At 39.6% G+C, this 24,210-nt stretch carries 18 protein-coding genes, 14 tRNA genes and 1 riboswitch; of the genes, 14 read left to right on the forward strand and 18 right to left on the reverse strand.

The features are described 5' to 3' along the window. Position 1: 1 nt before the first annotated feature. The 10 genes from ACRWP9_RS08980 to ACRWP9_RS09025 form a co-directional block, all read right to left on the reverse strand. Positions 2–1,807, reverse strand: coding sequence for a sensor histidine kinase (locus ACRWP9_RS08980; RefSeq protein ID WP_434928807.1), 1,806 nt, complete (start codon positions 1,805–1,807; stop codon positions 2–4). A gap of 142 nt (positions 1,808–1,949) precedes the next feature. Continuing rightward, positions 1,950–3,347, reverse strand: coding sequence for a TRAP transporter large permease (locus ACRWP9_RS08985; protein WP_434928808.1), 1,398 nt, complete (start codon positions 3,345–3,347; stop codon positions 1,950–1,952). Continuing rightward, positions 3,347–4,009, reverse strand: a complete 663-nt coding sequence (locus ACRWP9_RS08990) for a TRAP transporter small permease (protein ID WP_434928809.1) — start codon at positions 4,007–4,009, stop codon at positions 3,347–3,349. Before ACRWP9_RS08990 ends, ACRWP9_RS08985 begins: the two co-directional genes overlap by 1 nt. 73 nt (positions 4,010–4,082) lie before the next feature. Further along, positions 4,083–5,108, reverse strand: coding sequence for a TRAP transporter substrate-binding protein (locus tag ACRWP9_RS08995; RefSeq protein WP_434928810.1), 1,026 nt, complete (start codon positions 5,106–5,108; stop codon positions 4,083–4,085). A gap of 494 nt (positions 5,109–5,602) precedes the next feature. Further along, positions 5,603–5,678, reverse strand: a tRNA-Val gene (locus ACRWP9_RS09000). A gap of 29 nt (positions 5,679–5,707) precedes the next feature. Further along, positions 5,708–5,783, reverse strand: a tRNA-Val gene (locus ACRWP9_RS09005). Positions 5,784–5,811: 28 nt separating this feature from the next. After that, positions 5,812–5,887, reverse strand: a tRNA-Val gene (locus tag ACRWP9_RS09010). A 42-nt stretch (positions 5,888–5,929) separates the two neighbouring features. Next, positions 5,930–6,005, reverse strand: a tRNA-Val gene (locus ACRWP9_RS09015). A 26-nt stretch (positions 6,006–6,031) separates the two neighbouring features. Beyond that, a tRNA-Val gene (locus ACRWP9_RS09020) sits at positions 6,032–6,107 on the reverse strand. 42 nt (positions 6,108–6,149) lie between these two features. Further along, positions 6,150–6,225 (reverse strand) — tRNA-Val (locus ACRWP9_RS09025). 267 nt (positions 6,226–6,492) lie between these two features. On the opposite strand from ACRWP9_RS09025, the gene gltX reads away from it, so the two are divergent. From gltX to ACRWP9_RS09070, 9 genes are all read left to right on the forward strand, one after another. Further along, the gene (gene gltX, locus ACRWP9_RS09030; protein WP_434928811.1) at positions 6,493–7,902 is read left to right on the forward strand and encodes a glutamate--tRNA ligase; all 1,410 of its coding nucleotides are present in this window, start codon (positions 6,493–6,495) and stop codon (positions 7,900–7,902) included. A 103-nt stretch (positions 7,903–8,005) separates the two neighbouring features. Then, positions 8,006–8,081, forward strand: a tRNA-Ala gene (locus tag ACRWP9_RS09035). 813 nt (positions 8,082–8,894) lie between these two features. After that, a tRNA-Glu gene (locus ACRWP9_RS09040) sits at positions 8,895–8,970 on the forward strand. Positions 8,971–9,099: 129 nt separating this feature from the next. After that, a tRNA-Glu gene (locus tag ACRWP9_RS09045) sits at positions 9,100–9,175 on the forward strand. A gap of 129 nt (positions 9,176–9,304) precedes the next feature. Further along, a tRNA-Glu gene (locus ACRWP9_RS09050) sits at positions 9,305–9,380 on the forward strand. Between the two features lie 129 nt (positions 9,381–9,509). Continuing rightward, positions 9,510–9,585 (forward strand) — tRNA-Glu (locus ACRWP9_RS09055). 129 nt (positions 9,586–9,714) lie between these two features. Further along, a tRNA-Glu gene (locus ACRWP9_RS09060) sits at positions 9,715–9,790 on the forward strand. A 35-nt stretch (positions 9,791–9,825) separates the two neighbouring features. After that, positions 9,826–9,901, forward strand: a tRNA-Ala gene (locus tag ACRWP9_RS09065). Positions 9,902–9,993: 92 nt separating this feature from the next. Continuing rightward, positions 9,994–10,069 (forward strand) — tRNA-Glu (locus ACRWP9_RS09070). A 287-nt stretch (positions 10,070–10,356) separates the two neighbouring features. Here ACRWP9_RS09070 and ACRWP9_RS09075 read toward each other — a convergent pair. Then, positions 10,357–10,842, reverse strand: a complete 486-nt coding sequence (locus tag ACRWP9_RS09075) for a glutathione peroxidase (protein WP_434928812.1) — start codon at positions 10,840–10,842, stop codon at positions 10,357–10,359. 228 nt (positions 10,843–11,070) lie between these two features. Here ACRWP9_RS09075 and ACRWP9_RS09080 point away from each other — a divergent pair, with 228 nt between their 5' ends. Further along, a complete protein-coding gene (locus tag ACRWP9_RS09080; RefSeq protein WP_434928813.1) occupies positions 11,071–12,465 on the forward strand; it encodes a magnesium transporter in 1,395 nt (464 codons plus the stop codon). 247 nt (positions 12,466–12,712) lie between these two features. Here ACRWP9_RS09080 and ACRWP9_RS09085 read toward each other — a convergent pair whose 3' ends face one another. Beyond that, positions 12,713–12,871 (reverse strand): small highly charged protein, encoded by a 159-nt coding sequence (locus ACRWP9_RS09085; protein ID WP_226410363.1) that lies wholly within the window; start codon positions 12,869–12,871, stop codon positions 12,713–12,715. Between the two features lie 236 nt (positions 12,872–13,107). Next, the gene (locus ACRWP9_RS09090) at positions 13,108–14,229 is read right to left on the reverse strand and encodes a patatin-like phospholipase family protein (RefSeq protein ID WP_434928814.1); all 1,122 of its coding nucleotides are present in this window, start codon (positions 14,227–14,229) and stop codon (positions 13,108–13,110) included. 260 nt (positions 14,230–14,489) lie between these two features. On the opposite strand from ACRWP9_RS09090, the gene ACRWP9_RS09095 reads away from it, so the two are divergent. After that, positions 14,490–16,052 (forward strand): DUF3369 domain-containing protein, encoded by a 1,563-nt coding sequence (locus ACRWP9_RS09095; protein WP_434928815.1) that lies wholly within the window; start codon positions 14,490–14,492, stop codon positions 16,050–16,052. 3 nt (positions 16,053–16,055) lie between these two features. Beyond that, positions 16,056–17,417: a sensor histidine kinase gene (locus tag ACRWP9_RS09100; RefSeq protein WP_434928816.1), complete on the forward strand. Its 1,362-nt coding sequence runs from the start codon at positions 16,056–16,058 to the stop codon at positions 17,415–17,417. A gap of 59 nt (positions 17,418–17,476) precedes the next feature. Here the strand turns inward: ACRWP9_RS09100 and ACRWP9_RS09105 are convergent, their stop codons facing one another. From ACRWP9_RS09105 to ACRWP9_RS09125, 5 genes are all read right to left on the reverse strand, one after another. Beyond that, a complete protein-coding gene (locus ACRWP9_RS09105; RefSeq protein ID WP_434928817.1) occupies positions 17,477–19,186 on the reverse strand; it encodes a proline--tRNA ligase in 1,710 nt (569 codons plus the stop codon). 144 nt (positions 19,187–19,330) lie between these two features. After that, positions 19,331–19,894 (reverse strand): acyltransferase, encoded by a 564-nt coding sequence (locus tag ACRWP9_RS09110; RefSeq protein WP_434928986.1) that lies wholly within the window; start codon positions 19,892–19,894, stop codon positions 19,331–19,333. A 62-nt stretch (positions 19,895–19,956) separates the two neighbouring features. Next, positions 19,957–20,688: a tRNA (N6-threonylcarbamoyladenosine(37)-N6)-methyltransferase TrmO gene (tsaA, locus tag ACRWP9_RS09115; protein WP_434928988.1), complete on the reverse strand. Its 732-nt coding sequence runs from the start codon at positions 20,686–20,688 to the stop codon at positions 19,957–19,959. Between the two features lie 80 nt (positions 20,689–20,768). After that, on the reverse strand, positions 20,769–21,164 hold the full coding sequence (rcsF, locus tag ACRWP9_RS09120) for an Rcs stress response system protein RcsF (RefSeq protein WP_434928818.1): 396 nt from the start codon (positions 21,162–21,164) through the stop codon (positions 20,769–20,771). A gap of 125 nt (positions 21,165–21,289) precedes the next feature. Next, positions 21,290–21,697 (reverse strand): H-NS family histone-like protein, encoded by a 408-nt coding sequence (locus tag ACRWP9_RS09125; RefSeq protein WP_434928819.1) that lies wholly within the window; start codon positions 21,695–21,697, stop codon positions 21,290–21,292. 523 nt (positions 21,698–22,220) lie between these two features. Between ACRWP9_RS09125 and ACRWP9_RS09130 the strand changes: the two genes are divergently transcribed. Then, positions 22,221–22,970: an electron transfer flavoprotein subunit beta/FixA family protein gene (locus tag ACRWP9_RS09130; RefSeq protein ID WP_434928820.1), complete on the forward strand. Its 750-nt coding sequence runs from the start codon at positions 22,221–22,223 to the stop codon at positions 22,968–22,970. Between the two features lies 1 nt (position 22,971). Beyond that, a complete protein-coding gene (locus ACRWP9_RS09135) occupies positions 22,972–23,895 on the forward strand; it encodes an electron transfer flavoprotein subunit alpha/FixB family protein (protein ID WP_434928821.1) in 924 nt (307 codons plus the stop codon). Positions 23,896–23,973: 78 nt separating this feature from the next. Next, positions 23,974–24,171, forward strand: a riboswitch (Lysine riboswitch). Positions 24,172–24,210 lie beyond the last annotated feature (39 nt).

A 24,210-nucleotide genomic window follows, 5' to 3' on the forward strand; every position in this document is an offset into this window, starting at 1 on the left:
TTTAGTTACCTTCGTGTAAATAAATCGGTAGGGAAAGTCTAAAAATAGCACCACCTTTATCGCTATTTTCTACTGTAATTTGACCTTGCATCGACTCAATAATACGCTGAGAAATGGATAGGCCTAAGCCTAACCCTTGGCGTTCATTAGTGGTGAAATAGGGCTCAAATATTTTACTCATCTGGCTTTCTCTCACGCCTGGCCCTGTGTCTTGAATACTAATGATGAGTGTATTGCTGTCACTTATCTTGCTAACACTAATGGTTAAATGTCTTTGACTGCTTTGCTGCATGGCAACAATTGCATTGCTGATAATGTTAACTAATACCTGTTGTAATCTAACCGTATCACCCCAAATTTGGCATTTCCCAGTAGGTAATGATTTAGATAATTGTACGCCTTGCTTATCAATTTCAGGTTGTACAATAGTCAGTGCTTGTTCAATGGCCTGTTGAATTTCGATGGCATTATCTTTGCCTTGGGATTTGCGGGTGAAACTTTTAAATTGTGCGATGATATCAGCTAAACGGTCTGTGAGCTCAATCATAATTTTTAGATTATTTTTAGCATCATCGAACATATTTCGACCTAGGAAAGTTTGGGTGTTTTGAGCATAACTTCTTAATGCGGCTAATGGTTGATTGAGCTCATGGTTAATACTGGCAGATAAACTGCCTATAACCGTTAATTTGGCTGCTTGAATTAATTCATCTTGAGTGTCTTTAAGCTGGGTATTGGCTTGTTCTAATTCTAGAGTACGTGCTTTAACCCTTTGTTCAAGCTGATTCTGAGCATGGTGCATACGCAGTAAATTTTTGCGTCTCTCAATGGTGTACAAAATAAACAGTACGATTAATAAATATAGGCTGGCCGCCAGCAACATAATAGCGGGTAGCGATTTATATAAAGGGGACATAGGCGCTAATATGTGCAATGTCCAATTTGCGTTTGGCATTAACTGTTTTTTTTCTAAAAATGTTTCACTCCCCTTACTGGAAGTTATCTTGTAGGTATTTAAATCAGTTGCAGAATTTACTTTATAGTCGGGATAAATAGATAATTCACTGATTGGACGGTTTGCATAACGTTTGGCATTGTTAAGGGCAAATCGTTTAGATTGCGATAAAGGGGTTAATGAGTTAAATCGCCAATGATTAATACTGGATAAAAAGACAATGTCATCAGGGTCACTAATCATAAACTCATATTGGCCAGCAATAGCTATGCCAGTACTTTGCTGCTCAATAACACCAATATCAACTTTAACCACTATTACGCCCAGAACTTGGCCATTGTGGTAAACGGGGTTAGAGAAATAAAATCCGCGTTTGTCTGATGATACCCCTACAGCATAGTAGCGCCCAGCGCGTCCAGAGCGTGCTGCGATAAAATAGGGTCGGTATGAATAATCTTGATTGATAAATGGTCTAGGTTGATCCCAATTACTGGCGGCAATAGCTATACCCAAAGAATCTGTGAGATAAATATCGGATGATTCTGTGACTTTCTGTAATTCTGATAGATAAGCATTTAACTCAGCCATTTTTTTGGGATTTTTTGGGGCTAATAAACCTTCTTGCAGTATTGGGTTTGTCGCAATCACTTCTGGAATAATTTCAAACTGAGCTAATTGTTGATCGATAAATAGCACGAGCTCATTAATTTGTTTTTCTGATTGCTGGGCAATATTATTGACACCCTTGTCTAGCCAATACCATTGACTGATATATAGAGTCAGAATAAGCCCTATAATAAGGGCGATACTTAACCATATTTTATGTTTGATTTGTGTGCGGGTGATAACCATAAATACTCTTATAGGAATGCTTAATTAGATGGCTAATCTGACGACGAATGCGATAAAACCATAAACGAGAAAATATCCGTTGCTGGTTATTAACAACGGATATTGAGTCTTAAGGCTGGTCTATTTGGGCTAATTAATCAAGTTAATAGCCATTCAATTTATCAATATACTCAGGTAGAAACAGTGATATTTGCGGCACATAGGTTATTAGCATTAAAAACCCCAACAACAACAACAACCAAGGCAAGCATGATTGGATCACCCAGCCCATACTTTTACCCGTAATCCCTGCGGTAACAAATAGATTGAGCCCCACCGGCGGCGTTAGCATGCCTATCTCCATGTTGACTACCATGATGATCCCTAAGTGAATAGGGTCGATACCTAGCTGCGTTGCAATTGGGAACAAAATGGGTGCCATAATTAATAAAATTGCTGAAGGCTCCATAAAGTTACCGGCTGCTAGCAACAACAAATTAACTATGATTAAGAAGCCCCAGGCTGGTAACCCAAACCCGACAATTGTTTCAGCAATAATATGCGGAATACGCTCAGTGGTGAGTACATGGGCAAATAACATGGCATTGGCAATAATAAACAACAACATAATACTGACTTTTGCGCCATCGCGAACCACATGTCGAATATCTTTATCGGTTGGGGTTTTAATCACCGCTAGCAACATTTGCAGAATATTACGTACGCCAGCGCCGACAATAGATTCCTGCTGATTACGCCAGGCCACATTTTTCAATGGACCAATATCACGATATCCAAATACCGCAATAAAATAGGCATAAACACAGGCTACAGCCGCAGCTTCAGTTGGGCTGGCAACTCCACCATAAATCGAACCCAGCACGATAATAATCAGTGCTAAACCGCCCATGGCTTTTGCGCTTGATATAGATAAGGCTTTAACGCCTGGAAAAGGGCGAGATGGGAGATTTTTAATTCTGGCGACAATATAAATTGCCAGCATTAAAATACACCCCATCATCAAACCAGGTATTAAACCCGCCATAAACATTCTAGCAGCTGACACTTCCGTTGCTGCGGCATAAACTAGCATTACAATCGAGGGTGGAATTAAAATGCCTAATGTCCCTGAAGTCGTAATCACCCCAGCGGCAAATTTTTCGGGATAACCAGCGCGAACCATACCTATAATGACAATTGAGCCGATTGCTGCAACGGTGGCAGGTGACGAGCCTGATACTGCTGCAAATAGCATGCAGGCCATTACTGAGGCCATTGCTAAACCACCGCGAATATGGCCGACACTGTCCATGGCAAAATCAATAATTCTGCGTGCCACCCCGCCAGTAGACAAAAAAGCTGATGACAATATGAAGAAGGGAATAGCCAGTAAGGTGTAATGCTCAGAGGTTGATTCATAAAGCTTCAATGCAATTGAGGCCAAAGAGTCATTTGAAAACAATAAAATAGTCAATACGCTTGAAAACCCTAACGCAATAGCGATAGGCATACCAATTAACATGCACACAAGGAGTGTGATAAATAAGGTCGCGATAGTCATTATTTTACGTCCTTATTTTTTTCTGTTGATGTTGTTGAATTAATCGCACTTGCTAGTGCAGCTTCATCAATTAAATGCATGCTGTCTTTCGCTTCATCTGCTAATTTAAATCCATCTGCTTTACCGGTTAATATGGCGATAAATAATTGTACAAACCGCCAGGTCAGCATTAAAAAACCGATAATTAAAATGCTTTGAGACATCCAAACGGGTACCGCACCCTCATCTTCAAGATCGATTTTTAATACATCCCAGGCAAAATCAGGATCGAGTTGATGAACCAGGAATGCTGGAAAGTCGATATCTTCCATCGGGAGTCCAATTTGGTACATTTGGCTCAAATAATCCCAGCTACCTTTAAGAAATAAACCACAATAGATAACGCACAATGAACAGGCTAATAATGCAACTAGCTTTTTGGGTACTGGCGAAAGTGTTGTGACAAAAGCATCAACACCAATATGTGCCCCTACTTTTACGCCATAAGACATGCCAAATAATACAAACCATCCACACAGGGTTAGGGTCAGTTCTTGTATCCACAGAAAACCGGTATTAAAGAAAAAACGTGCGATAACTTCGCCAAATACCAATAAGGTCATCAGTGAGATCAATAGGTTTAAAAACCCTTCTTCGAATTTATTGAGTAAATTTGAAATCACTTTGTTCTCCTAAATGTTAATGAAAAGAGGGTTGTTATCCTGTGATAACTTTAGATAACAACCCAAGAGAACCTTATTGCTTGTTTGCGGCCTGAGCAGCTTCAATGACGTCTTTACCGATTTGAGACTCAAACTTAGTCCATACAGGCTTCATGGCATCAACCCATTGTTGGCGTTGTACAGCAGTTAATGACACCAGTTCAGAACGTTTTGAATCCAAAATAGCCTGTTTATCTTCGCCTTCTTTAGCCGCGGCAATTTGATTGCCTAATACAATGGCTTCGTCGAGTGATTTTTTGATAATGTCGCGTTTGTCTTTAGGTAAATTTTTCCAAAAGGTGTTTGATGTCACTAACATGTAATCTAATACACCGTGATTACTTTCTGTGATGTGGCTTTGCACCTCATAAAACTTCATTGAGTAAATATTTGACCAAGTGTTTTCCTGCCCATCAATAGCGCGGGTTTGTAAAAGGGTAAACACTTCTGAGAATGGCTTTTTAACTGGAATTGCTTTTACGGCATCAAATTGTGCCGCAATAACGTCAGAGGCCATAATGCGGAATTTTTTGCCGTTGGCTTCACCCGGTGTTGAAAGTGGCGCATGGGCTGAAAATTGCTTCATACCATTATGCAAATACCCTAAACCGACAAGACCTTTGCGGTTCATTGAATTAAGTAGTTTCTGGCCCTCTTCAGATTGTTGAAAACGGTCGACCGCAGCCATATCTTCGAATAAGAATGGAAGATCAAACACCTGAAGTTTTTTTGTGTAGCGCTCAAACTTCGAAAGTGATGGTGCAACAATTTGCACATCGTTTAATAATAATGCCGCGAGTTCATTGTTGTCCCCAAATAACTGCGAACTTGGAAATACGCTGACGGTATATTCTCCGGGTAAACGTTGCTCAACTAACTCTTTAAATTTAAGTGCCATTTGGCCCTTAGGAGTATTTTCTGCGACCACATGAGAAAACTTAATTTCTATAGGCTCAGCAAATACATTAAAGCTAGAGGCTAAAACAGATGCAATTGCAGTGAGTTTTGCTGCAGACGTTATTGACTTCCATACAGGGTTACTAGTAGTTGATTTAGACATGTTATGGCTTCCTTTACTTGTTTATTATCGTTTTGTCTCTTTACTGCAATAGATAAAGCAGTTGGGATATAGCCAGCGTCCCAGAGGTGTATAAGGTAGTAAGCAAAAGAAGTGCCAGTTTGGGGGTTGTGATTATATTATTGTTTTTTATGGTTAAATTTGTTTTTTAATGTTTTTAATATTTAACGGGGGTGATATGAGGGACATCTTAATAGTATCAATGGGTGGGATTTCACACATTGATAGCATTTGATCATAAAGTTAACAATTAAGCCGTTGATGATGAAAATACTGAAATAAATATTCAAAAAAGCAGATGGGATTTTTTAAAAAGATGATTTAGGTTTGGAGTAAATTGAATGAGATTAACATGATTCTATAAAAAGAATATTATTAAGAGGAAGTTATAATTTTTAACGTTATTTTATGGTAAGGGAGTTTATTAAAACAGTTCTAGTTTGAAATTGATGAGTTTGTTTTTTAAAGCAGATTTATGGTGGTCGCTACTGGGCTCGAACCAGTGACCCCCTCCTTGTAAGGGAGGTGCTCTCCCAGCTGAGCTAAGCGACCTGGGATAAATTAAAACATTTTGAAGATAATGGTGGTCGCTACTGGGCTCGAACCAGTGACCCCCTCCTTGTAAGGGAGGTGCTCTCCCAGCTGAGCTAAGCGACCTGGGATATCTTGCAACATCAGTACATTATGGTGGTCGCTACTGGGCTCGAACCAGTGACCCCCTCCTTGTAAGGGAGGTGCTCTCCCAGCTGAGCTAAGCGACCTGGGATAATGTAGCTAATTATAAAACTGTGAGTCCAAATAAATGGTGGTCGCTACTGGGCTCGAACCAGTGACCCCCTCCTTGTAAGGGAGGTGCTCTCCCAGCTGAGCTAAGCGACCTGGGGACTCTACACTTGTTAATTATATGGTGGTCGCTACTGGGCTCGAACCAGTGACCCCCTCCTTGTAAGGGAGGTGCTCTCCCAGCTGAGCTAAGCGACCTGGGAATATAATCAACAACAGATAATTTCTTCAATGAAATTATGGTGGTCGCTACTGGGCTCGAACCAGTGACCCCCTCCTTGTAAGGGAGGTGCTCTCCCAGCTGAGCTAAGCGACCTCATGCTGTGTGGGTCGGTATTATAGGGAGCAAGGATTAGCTGTCAACGATTTTTCGATAAAAATATCACGATAGTGCTATTTTTGTGCCGTTTGGCGTTTTGTTAAGCAAGCTGGTTTTGGCTTTTAAGTAAAATAGCATCTTGATTCGATGCACGGGCATTTCAACCTAACGCGTAGGCTGTTAGAATGTTGGCCACATTTTTATACTCTGCTTGGTGCAGGGTATAGTTTATACAGACTTCTTTATATAGGTTAGTGTCCGATTATGACAACTAAGACTCGCTTTGCTCCAAGCCCTACAGGTTTCTTACACGTTGGTGGTGCACGTACTGCACTTTATTCATGGTTACATGCTAAAGCGAATAACGGTGAATTTGTTTTACGTATAGAAGACACTGATATTGAACGTTCTACCCAAGAAGCATGCGATGCAATCTTAGATGGTATGAACTGGTTGGGATTAAATTGGAATGAAGGCCCATATTATCAAACTAAACGTTTTGACCGTTACAACGAAATTATCGGGCAAATGTTAGAAAGCGGCACCGCTTATAAGTGTTACTGTTCTAGAGAAAGAATTGAGTCATTGCGTGAAGAACAAGCTGCAAATGGCGAACAACAAAAATATGATGGTTGTTGTCGTGATCTAGCGCCGCGTGACACTGACGAGCCATTTGTTGTTCGTTTTAAAAACCCAGTAGAAGGCAGTGTCGTTTTTGATGACCATGTTCGCGGTCGCATTGAAATATCAAATAGCATGCTTGATGATTTAATTATTAAGCGTACAGACGGCGTACCAACGTATAATTTCTGTGTAGTAGTTGATGATTGGGATATGGGGATCACTTGCGTGGTGCGCGGTGAAGATCATATTAATAATACCCCACGCCAAATTAATATCCTAAAAGCGCTTGGCGCGCCTATTCCAGAATATGCCCATGTATCGATGATTCTAGGTGATGATGGTGCCAAACTCTCTAAACGTCATGGTGCCGTTGGCGTTATGCAATATCGTGATGATGGATATTTGCCTGAAGCGCTACTTAACTATTTAGTTCGTTTAGGTTGGTCTCACGGTGATCAAGAAGTGTTCTCTATGGAAGAGATGATTAGCTTCTTCAAGTTAGATGATATTAATAAAGCGGCTTCAGCCTTTAATACTGATAAGTTGAATTGGTTAAATCAACATTATATTAAATCATTAGCGCCTGAATATGTTGCATCTCATTTAGAGTGGCATATGGATGATCAAAAAATAGATACTAGCAATGGACCTGCATTAGCCGAATTAGTTGTAGCGCTTTCTGAACGTGCTAAAACTCTAAAAGAACTTGCAGCATCTAGCCGTTATTTTTATGAAGATTTTGCTGAGTTTGATGAAACACAAGCGAAGAAGCATCTTCGTGGGGTGGCACTTGAGCCATTAACGCTTGTTAAAGCAAAGTTAGAAGCTTTAACTGATTGGTCTGTGGAATCATTACATGCAGTGATTGAGGCGACAGCGGTAGAATTAGATGTTGGTATGGGTAAAGTCGGTATGCCGCTTCGCGTTGCTGTAACTGGGGCAGGGCAGTCACCAGCTTTAGACTTAACCTTGTTTTTGATTGGAAAAGACAGATCTGTTGAAAGAATATCCAAAGCGATTGATTTTGTAGCAGATAGAATAAATTCCTAAAAAACGAGTTGACACATTAAGGTATGCTGCATAGAATGCGCCTCGCAGTTGAGACAAGGCTCAGTAATTTCTGGCAGTGTACCTAATTGTGTTTTAAGTAAGAGGGGTTATAGCTCAGCTGGGAGAGCGCTTCGCTGGCAGTGAAGAGGTCCACGGTTCGATCCCGTGTAGCTCCACCACTTACTTGAATTATTCTCGATGAGAAGTTAGCACTGGTGTTTAGCCTACAGGCATCGATGAGTATTCACTCGATACAGAGTCTAACGTATCAACAGTGTCCCATTCGTCTAGAAATAGAGCTTAGGACATCGCCCACTTTGGTTTATAAGGAGTCGGCGGTAACAGGGGTTCGAATCCTTAGGGTTTTAGCACTTGATATAGGTAAGTAGCATTGATGTTTAGCCTACAGACATTGATGAGTATTCACTCGATACAGAGTATAACGTATCAACAGTGTCCCATTCGTCTAGAGATAGAGCTTAGGACATCGCCCACTTTGGTTTATAAGGAGTCGGCGGTAACAGGGGTTCGAATCCTTAGGGTTTTAGCACTTAATATAGGTAAATAGCATTGATGATTAGCCTACAGTCATTGATGAGTATTCACTCGATACAGAGTATAACGTATCAACAGTGTCCCATTCGTCTAGAAATAGAGCTTAGGACATCGCCCACTTTGGTTTATAAAGAGTCGGCTGTAACAGGGGGTCGAATCCTTAGGGTTTTAGCACTTAATATAGGTAAATAGCATTGATGATTAGCCTACAGTCATTGATGAGTATTCACTCGATACAGAGTATAACGTATCAACAGTGTCCCATTCGTCTAGAGATAGAGCTTAGGACATCGCCCACTTTGGTTTATAAGGAGTCGGCGGTAACAGGGGTTCGAATCCTTAGGGTTTTAGCACTTAATATAGGTAAATAGCGTTGATGATTAGCCTACAGTCATTGATGAGTATTCACTCGATACAGAGTATAACGTATCAACAGTGTCCCATTCGTCTAGAGGCCTAGGACACCGCCCTTTCACGGCGGTAACAGGGGTTCGAATCCCCTATGGGATACCATATTTCAGATGGTTGAACATAATTCGAAGCGGTTGTTTTGGAAAGGTTTAGAAATCTAAATAGCATTGATGTTTAGCCTACAGACATTGATGAGTATTCACTCGATACAGAGTCTAACGTATCAACAGTGTCCCATTCGTCTAGAGGCCTAGGACACCGCCCTTTCACGGCGGTAACAGGGGTTCGAATCCCCTATGGGATACCATATTTCAGATGGTTGAACATAATTCGAAGCGGTTGTTTCGGAAAGGTTTAGAAATCTAAATAGCATTGATGTTTAGCCTACAGACATTGATGAGTATTCACTCGATACAGAGTATAAGGTATCAACAGTGTCCCATTCGTCTAGAGGCCTAGGACACCGCCCTTTCACGGCGGTAACAGGGGTTCGAATCCCCTATGGGATACCATATTTCAGATGGTTGAACATAATTCGAAGCGGTTGTTTCGGAAAGGTTTAGAAATCTAAATAGCATTGATGTTTAGCCTACAGACATTGATGAGTATTCACTCGATACAGAGTATAAGGTATCAACAGTGTCCCATTCGTCTAGAGGCCTAGGACACCGCCCTTTCACGGCGGTAACAGGGGTTCGAATCCCCTATGGGATACCATATTTCAGATGGTTGAACATAATTCGAAGCGGTTGTTTCGGAAAGGTTTAGAAATCTAAATAGCATTGATGTTTAGCCTACAGACATTGATGAGTATTCACTCGATACAGAGTATAAGGTATCAACAGTGTCCCATTCGTCTAGAGGCCTAGGACACCGCCCTTTCACGGCGGTAACAGGGGTTCGAATCCCCTATGGGATACCATATTTTCAAATTTTGGTGTCTATTTACTAAAATTTGGGGCTATAGCTCAGCTGGGAGAGCGCTTCGCTGGCAGTGAAGAGGTCCACGGTTCGATCCCGTGTAGCTCCACCAAGTTTTGTTGGAAACAACAAATAGCATTAATGTTTTGCCTACAGGCATTAATGAGTATTCACTCTATTTACTGAGTATAAGTAAATCTCGGCGTCCCATTCGTCTAGAGGCCTAGGACACCGCCCTTTCACGGCGGTAACAGGGGTTCGAATCCCCTATGGGATACCACACTAAACCACCGTAAGGTGGTTTTTTTATGTTTATATTTTGTGTTGGATTTAAATTTGAGCCATAAAAAAAGGCAATCAAATGATTGCCTATCGATCTACTTAGAGATCAAGGGGACCGCGCTAGAAGTCCCAGGGAGATGATGAACAATAAAGTAAATATCACTGTTATTAAGTTTGAGTCATCATTTATGTAAAAGTTCAAAAATACGTATAATTTTTTTTAAAAAATATAAATTTTTATCACAAACTATTTATTTATTTGAAATTTATAGTGTTATTGAAAAGTTATTTTAAAAGTTTTTCTATTACTGGTGACAAATCTTCCGGTTTTGTTGTTGGTGCATAACGCTCAATGACATTACCCTGTGTATCAACTAAAAACTTGGTAAAATTCCATTTAATGGACTGACTTCCCAAAAGCCCTTTCGCAGCTTGCTTCAAGTGTTGGTATAGCGGAGCAGCATCATCACCATTTACGTCTATTTTACTAAATAATGGAAATGTCACACCAAAATTAAGCTCACAAAATTGGCTTATTTCAGTCTCAGTTCCTTGCTCTTGCTTACCAAATTGATTACACGGAAACCCCATCACCACCAAACCCTGATCTTTATATTGTTGGTATAGCTGCTCTAACGCTTTATATTGAGGGGTAAAACCACATTTACTCGCTGTATTAACAATCAATAGCACTTTATTTTTAAAAGTGTCCATACTGATGTCAGTTCCTTGAATATCTTTGATATTAAACTGATAAATTGCCTTACTCATATCGTGCTCCAGTTAATAATTTTCCAAATATAACGAGAATAATGAGGTTGTTATACGTGTTAAACTGAAATAAGTGACCTCAAAACCTTGTCGTTTGATTTGTACTATAATGATTTATTTTGAAGCGGTCAATTTAGTTGTGCACAATTCAATTTATCTATTTGCTTATCACTAAAAATATGAATATAGTCGGCGCATTATTCGCTGAACAAGATAAGGGGCGGACTTATGGATGAAGTAAAGAACGAACTTATATCTGAAGCAGAGCAAGAGATTACAACACAGTCACAAATAGAAGTCAGTCAAGCTGTGCAGCAACTGACAGAAGCTGAAGGTGAAGAACAAGCTGAAGTTTTTAGTGAAATACTCAATGGTGCTGAAGCTGGTACTATCGCTATTTTACTTGAATCTTTACCGTTAGATGAACGTTATGACCGTTGGCAACAGGTCGAGCCAGAAGAACGTGTTGATGTTTTAAACTTAATGCGTGCAGATCCTCGTCTGGGCATTTTAAAGAAAATGCCAGACGAAGAGCTGGATTTGATATTTTCGCAGCTAAGCCCAGAAGATCTGATTGATTGGAGTGACTCATTACCTGACAGCATTACAGATCGCGCATTAGCGCAAATGGGTGAGCGTCAGCGAAAGCACTTTGAACTTTATGACCAGTATGATGAAAATGAGATTGGCCGTTATGCTGATCACCAAATGTTGGTACTAAATCTTGATTCAACAGTGGCGCAAGGCCAGCGATTTTTCCGCCGTATTGATTTAGATTGTAATGATCATCTTTTTCTAGTTGATATAAATGATAAGTACCTTGGCACAGTTCGACGCTATGACGTGTTTAAAACTGATGTAGATGTTTTACTTTCTAGTTTGATTTGGCAAGATAGTCGGGTGATATCAGCAGATTCTTCCTTACTAGAAGCCGCTGAGACCATTGAGCATAGCCGAGAGTTAGAATTGCCTGTGGTTGATGATGAAGGTATTTTAATTGGTCGTATGACATTGAGAACGGCAACAGCCTTAGTACGTGAACATTACGAGTCACAGTTAATGGCTACAGCTGGTATGGACGATGATGACGATTTGTTTGCACCTATTACTGTAGGGGCTAGACGTCGTGCTGTATGGCTTGGCATTAATTTATTAACGGCGTTTTTAGCCTCTGCAACAATTGGCCTGTTTGAGAATGTACTATCACAAGTGGTTGCTTTAGCTGTGTTAATGCCTATTGTTGCCTCTATGGGCGGCATAGCAGGTAGTCAGTCATTAACGTTAATGATCCGTGGTATGGCAATGGGGCAAATATCTGCAGGTAACGTAGTGTCACTGCTCAAGAATGAGCTAGGTATTGGTGCTTTGAATGGTATTTTATGGGCCATTGTTATTGGCTTGATTGCTGGGTGGTGGTTTGATGACCCCATGATGGGCGTTATTATAGGCTGTGCTATTTTAATCAATATGGCTATGGCTGCAATCGCCGGAGTTATGGTTCCAATGATTTTACAACGATTTAACCAGGATGCGGCATTGTCAGGCTCAGTCATTTTAACCACAGTGACTGACGTTGTAGGTTTTTTTACTTTTTTAGGTTTAGCGACAATCTTGTATCTGTAAAGTATCTATTAATATTTTTCTACAAAAAGTTACTTAAAGGAGCCGCCGGCTCCTTTTTTATGCCTGTTAGATTAAACCCCAAGGTTTCTAAATTGAATTTAGAGGTAAAATACAAAGCATTCAGATTTCTAAGATGGTGGATTTACTGATGGATATCTATATCACGCTATCTAGTAAATAAAAAAGCAAGTTGATAGCAACTTGCTTTTTAAACTTGATGGTTAATTACTGTTAAATTTTTATTAAATTACTTTAATTTAGCAGGTGCAAACTCCATTGCAGTATCATCAAAGTAGCTACGCTTATTATCTCTTCGTCGTTGCTTTACCTTTTTAGATTTCTGTTTTCCCTTGATGTTGTCACCCCATGGTGCATCATCTTCATCAAATTCAAATGTGTGTGCCATTTTCAACTATCCAATAAAACTATACTACTATTAGTACAGTCTCCCTTTTACCTAAAGTCTGTTAAAAGCTAAAGCGAAATCTTTAGTTCAACCCGGTGAAATATTTTGTATGACTATATTAAGGTTATAAATCTAACCTAAAAAAATGTTATCAGATTAAGATGAATAAAATATGACAATACCAGATGTATCAAATTAGACATATCAATGTGAAAGTTTACCTTTGGTATTATTTATTATGCCGGTATGTCAAAAAAGGCTTTTATGTCATCTATTTGAGTCATAGCATCTTGGTAACCTAAATCAATAAGTGCGCTTGTATAAGCTTTTTCAAATAATAGGTAAGAAACAATACTTGAATCTGATTGCTGATGTATGCCAAACAGTTTGAGTAAATAACGGATTGCGATAGGTATTTCTAGGTAATACTTTGCAGCTATCATACCTAGGTCTTCACTTGGTTTAATCACTAATGTGTCTATTTTTCGTAAATTTAGCTTATTTTTATCTTCATCAGAAATAAGAGCTAGAGTGTGATTTACCCTTTGTAGACGTTCAAGATCGCTATTTAACGTATCTGAAAATATAGTATCTAATAAATGTCCTGCAATTGTCGCTGTTTTTGGGTGATGACTTGGTAGGACATCTTTGTGTTTATGAGGACTATCCAAATTAATCACGAATAATTTCTGTGCCCCTAAATGGATGGGGCTCGACAAGGGCGAAAGTTGATGAACAGAACCGTCACCGAAAAAAGCTCTGTTTAATTTTATAGAAGGAAACACCATTGGAATGGCTGAGCTAGCAAGCAGATGATCAGTGTTTAACTGGCTCCGTTTCCCTTGCCTTCGGGCACGCTTCCAGTTCTCTATTGAGTGATGGCCATGGTAAAAACTATATGACAGCGAATTGTTATAGCAAGAAGCATCGACACTGATCGCTTTCAATGCACCTAAATGTATATTTCTCTCAATACGATCAAAGTCTATTAGTTTATTTAATAACTCACGCAATGGTTGATTGTTTAACAAGCTTGCTGCATCGGTATTCACTTTTTCGTTCTGTAAACCTTTAATAGCCATCTTTAATAAGTGCTTCGCAACGCCACCTACTGAAGACTCATAAACTTGTTGTGTTTTAAAGTGACGCCATACCCAATCTAATTTCTTTACCCCTAAATGAAAGCACGCGGCATGAGTCGCTAAAGATGTTGCATTAATAGCACCTGCAGATGTGCCACAAATGACATCAAAGGGGATATGACTATTTCTAGGATAAAATTGCACCAAAGCCTTTAATACACCAATTTGATATGCCGCGCGGGCACCGCCACCACCAAGTACAAGTCCAATTGACAATTTATCACTACACCTAGGTTAGAAAAGATTAACTAAGAGTATGTCTTGTTTTAACTTGTTGCACTAGTCGGATAAGTTTTTTTGGCTGATTTCAAATTCACCTTGGTAAAACAAAACTTAACCTTTTAGTAACTTTTCTTTGACAAGAGGGCGTTTAATCAGCTATTACCTTAGTAGATAACTTAATAGATAATAAAAATAAAAACGCATTTTTCTGGTGTTTGTGACACACAGTTAGAAAAAAGTTAAAGGAGACACCATTGGCTTTGTTTAAAAAATCTGCAGATATGCCAAAAGGCGAGGATACGACTTTAAAGCCTAAAGTCCAATTGCCGCCATGGAAAGTCGTTATTATTGATGACGAACCCGGTATACACGATGTAACAAAGTTTGCGTTAAGTCAGTTTAATCTTGATGGGCGTGGTTTGGCTTTTTATTCCTGTTTTAGCGGTGAAGAAGGGTTTAATTTATTTCGTGATGAACATGATATAGCTTTGGCTTTTGTTGACGTAGTAATGGAAAGCGACCATGCAGGGCTTGATTTAATTCAGCGTATTCGCGGTGAATTAAATAATCATTCGACCCGTATTATTTTGAGAACCGGCCAACCAGGAAGTGCTCCAGAAGAAAGAGTGATTCGAGATTTTGATATTAATGATTATAAAGCGAAAACCGAGTTAACAGCTGCAAAATTAAAATCGTGTGTGTATACCTCACTACGTTCATATCGTGATATTAAAACCATTGAGCAAAGTCAGCGTGGAATGGAGAAAGTCATCTCAGCATCCTCCTCAGTGCTCCGTAGTAGTACACTGCATCACTTTGGTAGCGCGGTATTAGAACAAACCTTACAGTTACTTAGTTTAGACAGTTCAGCACTATATTTAACCAGTTATCATCAAGACTTATATCAAGACACTCAAATGAACTTACTTGCAGCTACCGGTGGTTTGGTGAGTTACAGTGAAATAGACAGTGTTGAGTCATTACCTGGTGATGTTAAAGAATATATCATTGAGGCTATCGCATTAAAAACCTCGGTTGTGCACGATAATATTTATGTTGGTTTTTACGAGTTTGGTAATGATGTAACCAGTATATTATATCTAGAGCATAATGCTGCACTGTCACCTTTGCAGGTAAGAATTTTAGAGTTATTTGCCGCTAACGTTAGTCTCACCTTTGAAAACCTTGCCGGTAAGGAAAACGTACAACAAACACAAAAAGAACTTATTTTAATCATTGGTGATGCGATCGAACAGCGCAGTAAAGAGACTGGTGCACACGTTCGAAGAGTTGCATTGATGAGTGAAATACTTGCCGAGCACTTAAAACTTAGTAATGATTTTATCGAGACAATTCGCTACGCAGCACCTTTGCACGATGTAGGTAAAATCGGCATACCGGAAAGCATTCTACATAAACCGGGTAAATTAACTGACGAAGAATGGCAAATAATGAAAACTCATGCAGAAAAGGGTTATGACTTATTAGCGGCTTCTAATCGCATTATTGCCAAAATGGGCGCTAGAATTGCTTACACTCACCATGAGCGTTGGGATGGTCAAGGTTATCCAAGAGGGTTAGTTGGCGAGCAAACACCGATAGAGGGACGTATCATGGCTATAGTAGATGTTATTGATGCACTGTTATCAAAACGAAGCTATAAGGATGCTTGGCCAGTTGAAAAGGTTATCGGGTATTTAAATGAGCAATCAGGTAAGCAGTTTGATCCTAAAATGTGTGATGCAAGCCTTGAGTTGATGGATAGGTTTATTGCAATTCAGCGTGACATGCCTGATTGCGCAAAAGCAGTAGATTAAGACATGAATGCGTCCCTTGATAAGGTGTTATTTACTGTAAGCCAATCAGAGTTGATTGATAAAGGCGACTTAAACAGTGCTTCTCAGCTTATTATTTCGTCAGTTTGTCAAGGACTTAAAGTCGAAAGAGCGGGTATTTGGTTACTATCGGAAGATAAGCAATCCATCGCGTGTTTTTTGTTATTAGACAATGAATCACAGCAACAGAATATTACGTTAACTCGCGCTCAACTGCCTCGCTACTTCCATGCGTTAGATTCTGAAAGAACGATTGCTGCTGATGATGTTTTTCAGCATTCTGCTACATCTGAATTTACCGATATTTATCTAATTCCTCAGGGGATTGTGTCAATGTTAGATTGTCCAATTCGCCACGCAGGTAAAATGATTGGGATTATATGCTGTGAGCATCGTGGCCAAATGAGGTCATGGAGCCGAGATGAAGAGGTTTTTGTTGCGGCATTAGCTGATTTATATGGTCGGGCAGTAAATGCAAATGAAGTACGTAGCCAGCAAATGCTGCTACAGGAACTTAATGCAAAATTAGAAACTATAGTCGCGTCTCGTACCCAAGAATTGCAGCAAACCTTAACACACTTAAAAGCGACTCAAGCCAGTTTGATAGAAAGTGAAAAACTGGCAGCACTTGGTAATTTGGTTGCCGGTGTGGCGCATGAGGTCAATACACCTTTAGGGATTTCAGTCACTTCAACCAGTCATTGTATTGATGAGCTGAATAAGCTTAAAAAATTATTTTCTGCTGGTGATTTAGATGAGAAAGAGTTTGAATATTTTATTAGTACTATGAGTGATGGTTTATTGCTTATCGAACGTAATTTATCCCGTGCAGCAGAATTGGTCCATAATTTTAAGCGAACAGCAGCGGATCAACTGACTTTAGAGAAAGAGTACTTTAATTTAACCGAATATTTAGGGCAAATATCTACGCCATTAAGACCGCTAACCCGCAAGCAGAATATTAATTTGGATATTCAATTAGCGGAAGAAATCATGGTTGAGTCTTATCCTGGTGCAATTGCTCAAATATTTACAAATCTAGTATCGAATTGTTTTCGCCATGCTTACCCAGATGATTTTATCGGTGACAAAACCATTATTTTAGGGGCAGAGGTTTACGGTGACGAAATTAAAATGTTTTATAAAGATAATGGAAAAGGATTAAGCCAAGAAGTTAAGGATAGAATGTTTGAGCCTTTTTTTACGACTGCTAGGCATTTGGGGGGAACCGGATTAGGTATGTCTATTGTGTATAATTTAGTGACTCAAAAATTAGGTGGGCGAATAAATATTGTGTCAGAGTTAAATAAAGGTCTCGAAATTGAAATATTTATCAAGGCAAAATAAAAAACGCACTCTAAAGTGCGTTTCTATATGTTAAAGTATTTAAATCAGTCGGTTAAATACTATTTTGCAGCGGACAAGAACGTCATAATTTGATCGAATGGAATGTTTTGCTTCTCACCTGTGCGGCGATTTTTATATTCAAATACCCCTTCATCGATATTACGATCACCAATAACGATAACATGAGGTAACCCAATCAGCTCCATGTCGGCAAACATAACTCCAGGGCGCTCTTTACGGTCATCCATCAGTACTTCTATGCCAGCAGCTTGTAAGTCAGCGTAAAGCTTCTCAGCCATGTCAGCAACACGATGAGACTTATGCATATTCATCGGTAAAATACCTACCTGGAATGGAGCAATTGATTCAGGCCAAATAATCCCGCGGTCATCATGGTTTTGTTCAATAGCGGCAGCCACTATACGGCTAACTCCTACACCATAACATCCCATTAATAATACTTGGGCTTTACCGTTTTCATCAAGTACAGTCGCGTTCATTGATTTTGAATAGTTAGTGCCTAATTGGAAAATATGACCCACTTCAATACCACGTGCCATTGCATAGGTGCCCAGACCATCTGGTGTTGCTTCACCTTCGACCACATTACGAATATCGGCAGCTACCGCTAAAGGTAAGTCACGCTCCCAGTTGATACCAAAGAGATGCTTATCATCTTGGTTTGCACCAGCAGCAAAGTCGCTTAATACCGCCACACTGTGATCGATAATAATTGGCATGTTCAATCCTACAGGGCCAAGAGAACCTGGTCCTGCACCTACAGCCGCTCGAATTTCAGCTTCAGTGGCAAACTCTAAAGGTGATGCAACAGCTTCAAGTTTATCGGCTTTGATTTCATTGAGTTCGTGATCGCCTCGCACAATTAATGCCACTAAAGGTGCGTCTTCTGATGCGCCTTTAACGATTAATGTTTTAATCGTTTTAGTGATATCAAGGGTAAACTGTTCAACTAACTCAGCAATAGTTTTTGCATTCGGTGTATCGACTGGCTTTAGCTCTTGAGTCGGTTCTTGACGGGTTAGCGTCGGCATTGGCGATTCAGCTTTCTCTATGTTCGCTGCATAATCACTGCCAGTAGAATAAGCAATTAAGTCTTCGCCACTGTTCGCTAATACATGAAACTCATGCGAAACACTGCCACCAATTGAGCCTGTATCAGCAAGAACAGGGCGGAACTCTAATCCCATACGGCTTAAAATATTGCTGTAAGCGGTATACATGGACTGATAAGTTTCATCCATGGTTTGTTGATCTAAATGGAATGAGTAAGCGTCTTTCATTAAAAATTCACGAGCACGCATAACACCAAAACGTGGACGAACTTCATCACGGAATTTGGTTTGAATTTGATAGAGGTTTATCGGTAACTGTTTGTACGAACTTAATTCTTTACGTACTAAGTCAGTAATCACTTCTTCGTGAGTTGGGCCTAATACGAAATCACGGTTATGACGGTCTTGGAAGCGAAGTAGTTCCGGGCCAAATTTTTCCCAACGGCCAGTTTCCATCCATAAGTCAGCAGGTTGGACTAACGGCATAAGAATTTCTATAGCACCTGCATTGTTCATTTCTTCACGCACGATACCTTCGACTTTACGAAGAACTCGTAAACCTGACGGCAACCAGCTGTATAAACCTGACGCATTACGACGGATCATACCCGCACGTAGCATTAACTGATGGCTAATGACTTCTGCATTTGCAGGGGTTTCTTTTTGTGTTGAAAGCAGGTACTTACTAACTCGCATTCCAGTATCCATTATGAGTAAAAATCAATGGAGGTCATTTTAGCACTTGAAGCGTTTATGTCACCTGATTATTAGTCATTGAGTAAAGTTACTTTAACAACTTGGGATATAGACATTGAATTATTGTTTTGCGGTAGATAAGGGTTATTTATCACGTCTATCACCAATCACTTTAGCCGGATTGCCAGCCACAATAGCGTATGCGGCGACGTCTTTAGTCACAATGCTACCCATCCCAATAATGGCTTTGTCGCCTATGGTGATACCATCGACCAAACCCGCTTGAGCGCCAATCCATACATCTTGACCTATTATAATGCCTTTTGATGATGTTGGTTGTTGATAAATAGGCGAGTCGGGTGACATGCCATGATTAAAAGCATACACAGTGACATTATTTGCAATGCGAGTTTGTGAGCCAATATGAATACCTGCCTGACCACCATCTAAACTGCAACTATGATTAATAGCCACTTCATCGCCCAGAGTAATAGGCCCGTGCATAAAGACATTCGCCGCGATCATGCATTTATCGCCGATAGTAATATTTCGACCAGGCTCTGCAAATAACTCTGCTTCAGGCGCAATAAAACATTGCTGACCAATGCTAATGGTTTCAAGCTGAGTTAATTTAGTTTGAATATCCAGCTGCCAGGGCGTTACCCACTCTAATAATTTGGGTTTTAGATTGAAGTAAAGCCAGGGCATCCAGGACAGTCTTTTTTTCTGCTGCTCTTGGTAATCGAGTAATGCCAACGTTCTGTCCTCATTTACTCATCAAGCAAAACCACAGACGTGGGTTTTAACATTAATACGATAATTTGGTTATCAATCACCTGCCACAAAATATCAAGGTCATATAGGGCGACTTGATAGATTTTGAGATCCTCTTTTGCTTTTTTGTAAGCAGGCCTAGGGTCTTGGGCTAATACTGCACTAATTAGCGGCTGTAATTGAGCATATTTTTCATTTTCTGCAAGTGTTGATAACTGAACACTCGCATTATCAGAAAAAACAACCTTTATTAACTCAGGCGCCTCCTGTGCTATACCGCCCTTGGCGTCTGTAATGGCATCTGAAAAGGGAATATAAGGTTTTATATCGATAATAGGCGTGCCATCTAATAAATCCATGCCGGATATTTCAAGACACACTTTGCCTTTTCGTTTCACAATGCCGTGTAATTTAACCACAGACTGTCCAATACCGTTTGGCCTAAAAGTTGAACGTGTCGCAAATACACCCAGTTTTTCGTTGCCACCTAAACGAGGTGGACGAACGGTTGTTTTCCAGCCTTGAGCTAAATTTTCATGAAAACAAAATAATAACCATAGATGAGAATATTGTTCAATTCCTCTAATTGCATCAACAGTATTTAACGCTGGAGCAAGTTCAATATAACCTTTTACATCAACTAATCCAGGCTGGCGAGGAATACCAAATTTTTGTTTATAAGGGGTTCGGCAAATTGCGACTGCACTAATTTGAGATGTAAACATGATGGCTTATCAACTAGGTATAAAAAGGAGCTGCAATATAATAAAGTCTGATATTGCAGCGATAAAATGACTAAAATAAAATATTATTTTTCTTGCTCGTGTTTAATGGCTTGTCCAATACACAAACTGCGACTAACACAGGCTTTATCCTGTTCTTCAATGATCAAGCATTGTTTGATAATAATGCCATTGGCACCCATATCTGCAGCTTTTTTACGGGCTTCAGTTCTCGCATCTTGAATCGATGCAGGTGCATCGTTTGATTGCTCCTGACAAACCTCACCCTCAGCTAAACCAATAATGGCATAATTGCCTTTTGGTAGGTTGTTTTCTTCATAAACAGTGACATCACCCACTTTAAAGTATTCATTAATCGCTTTGGGATCAAGATTACTGTTAAAGGCATAGTCACCTGCACAAGCTGTTAATAATAAAGAAAAAGATGAAAGGGTTAACACTTTAAGGATAGGCGAAAACATAGATGTGCTCACTTAATTCAATTTAATTATAGTTTACTCTCTCTTTATTAGAGGTAAAGGCAAACTTTAATTTGTTTAAAAAAAACGCCTACCGAAGTAAGCGTTTATTATTAATGCTTGAACTATTATTCCATGCCAGGAATTAAAAAGGCACTCATGGATTTACCAGCATCAACTTCTTTTTTAAATACCGTTGGCATACGGCCTTGGCCAGTCCATTGAATTAACTCACCGTCTAAGGTGATTTGATATTTTGCTGGACGAGGAGCGCGTTTTTTAGGTGCTGATTTGCTTGCTGTGACTTCGCCAAGATCTTCAATCGATAAACCACTGTTTTCGATTTGAGCTAAAATACCAGCAATAAGAGCATTTCTTTTAGCATTTGCCGCTTCATCTGCTTTGGCTTCTTCTTCACGTTCAACGATAATTTTATCAAGTTTAGCAGCAAGATCGGTAAGATCTTCAATACTGAGTTCTTTTACAGCAGCTTTAAAACGACGACCATGGGTTAAAATATCTAAAAAATCACTCATAATATTAAACGTCCTAATGAATTGGAATTTACATAGTTTTTATTTGTTAGTTCTGACGTTGAATGAATAAATGCCGCATATTATGGCCATTAATCTTGATTGATACATGTCAGTACTAAAAGCATAATCAAAAATATCTCATTCCTTAGAAATAATTCCTTCGAGGTTAACTTTTAACATCAAGCTTTATTTTTGAGCAATACATTCAAATAAGTTAATAACAAATTAATAAAATAGTATTTATCAATAACCGTAATAATAGAAAGATATTGAGCCTTGATCAATTTAATTTATCAAAAATAAGCTTATTTTATTAATTAGCCTAAAAAGGCTGTTAAAAACGACATGAAGGGTACATATAAGTGAAAAATGTTACTTTAGCTTGCCAATTTGTATGCTATATTTTTTCAAACAAGCGTTTAACTTAGGTTGACGTTAACGTTAACAGGTCGTAAAGTTGAGCTATCTTGCATTGGCATTGGCCAATGTGTTGTCTATAGACAAGGTGTAGGAAGGAAACCCTATGAAAATATTGGTGCCTGTAAAGCGCGTCGTTGATGCCAATGTAAAGGTCAGAGTAAAAGCTGATAATTCAAATGTTGATACCGCCAATCTAAAAATGGCATTAAACCCATTTTGTGAAATTGCAGTTGAAGAAGCGGTTCGCCTCAAAGAAGCTGGAATTGCGACTGAAGTTGTTGTTGTTAGCGTTGGTCCGAAAACGGTGCAAGAACAATTAAGAACGGCAATGGCTTTAGGTGCAGATCGCGCCGTCCATGTTGAAACCGAAGAAGAGTTAGTATCACTCTCAATTGCTAAGTTACTGCATGCCGTTCAGCTAAAAGAACAGGCTCAACTGGTGATATTTGGTAAGCAATCTATTGATGGTGACAACAATCAAACAGGCCAAATGTTGGCAGCACTTGCTGACATGCCACAAGCCACTTTTGCATCAGAAGTTAAAATTGATGGTGAGACTATTGTGGTAACCCGTGAAGTTGATGGCGGTTTACAAACGTTGAAAATGCCATTACCAGCGGTTGTGACAGTTGATTTGCGTTTAAATGAACCTCGTTATGCTTCATTACCAAATATTATGAAAGCTAAGCGTAAGCCTCTGGAAATATTATCTATCTCCGACTTAGGTGTAACGTTGAAAGCACATCAAACCGTATTGAAAGTTACGCCTCCAGCAGAACGTAAAGCTGGCATCATGGTGTCTTCTGTTGAAGAACTTGTCGAAAAATTAAAAAACGAAGCGAAGGTGATCTAATATGACCATTTTAGTTTTAGCTGAACACGATAATGTGCATTTAAAAGCCGACACAGCCAAAGTGGTTGCAGCGGCTACTGCAATTGGTGGTGATATTCACATTTTAGTGGCGGGAGCTCAATGTAGTGAAGCGGCCAAAATGGCGCAAACATTAGCTGGCGTTAATAAAGTCATAGTGGCTGACTCAGCTGTATATGCTAACCAATTAGCCGAAAACTTAGCTAAGTTAATTTTGAGTTTGTCTGCAGACTATTCACATATTTTATCCGCAGCCTCAAGCGTAGGTAAAGACACGTTACCGCGTGTTGCTGCCTTATTAGATGTGGCGCAAATATCTGAAGTGATTGACGTAGAAAGCGCAGATACATTTATACGTCCAATATATGCAGGTAATGCATTAGCGACAGTCAAAAGCTTAGATGATAAAAAAGTCATGACAGTACGTTCAAGTGCATTTGATGCGGTTGCTTCAACTGGCAGTGCTGAATTAGCCAATATTGACGAAGTGATTAATGCGCGTACTGAGTTTGTATCACAAAGCTTAACTGAGTCAGTTCGTCCTGAATTAGGTAATGCTGGTATTATTGTCTCTGGTGGTCGTGGAATGGGTAGCGGTGAAAACTTTGCTATTCTAGAGCAACTAGCGGACAAGTTAGGTGCCGCAGTTGGGGCTTCGCGCGCCGCAGTTGATGCGGGTTTTGTCCCTAACGATTTACAGGTCGGTCAAACAGGTAAAATTGTTGCTCCTGATTTGTATATTGCAGTCGGTATTTCTGGCGCAATTCAGCACCTTGCGGGTATGAAAGATTCTAAAGTAATTGTCGCGATTAACAAAGATCCTGAAGCACCAATTTTTCAAGTAGCTGATTATGGACTAGAAGCTGATTTATTTGTGGCTATTCCGGCACTGAATAATTTGTTGTAAATGTGATTTGTGTCACAATATTCGGCCGTAGGGTGGTAACCTTACGGCCGCTATGTTTTTATGTGCTCGCATTTTTACCCTTTAAGTAGAGGTGCATTAAATAATAGTAAAGGTAAGTAGGGTGATGCCTGTGATTTACCTTGAAAGGATTTAATGCCGAAGTTGCTATTGATATCGGTCAATACAGCTGGTGTTGTCGCCAAATAGGTGCAGCACTGCCATAGTATTTTTTGTCGGGATGACAAAGATAAATTACTATGGAGCGCTACTGATAGGACAGGTGTCTCTAAGGTATAACATTACCTTACACCGGTT

Origin of the sequence: Shewanella sp. HL-SH2, from assembly GCF_051164935.1 — a bacterium.
GTDB classification, from domain to species: Bacteria; Pseudomonadota; Gammaproteobacteria; order Enterobacterales; family Shewanellaceae; genus Shewanella; species Shewanella glacialimarina.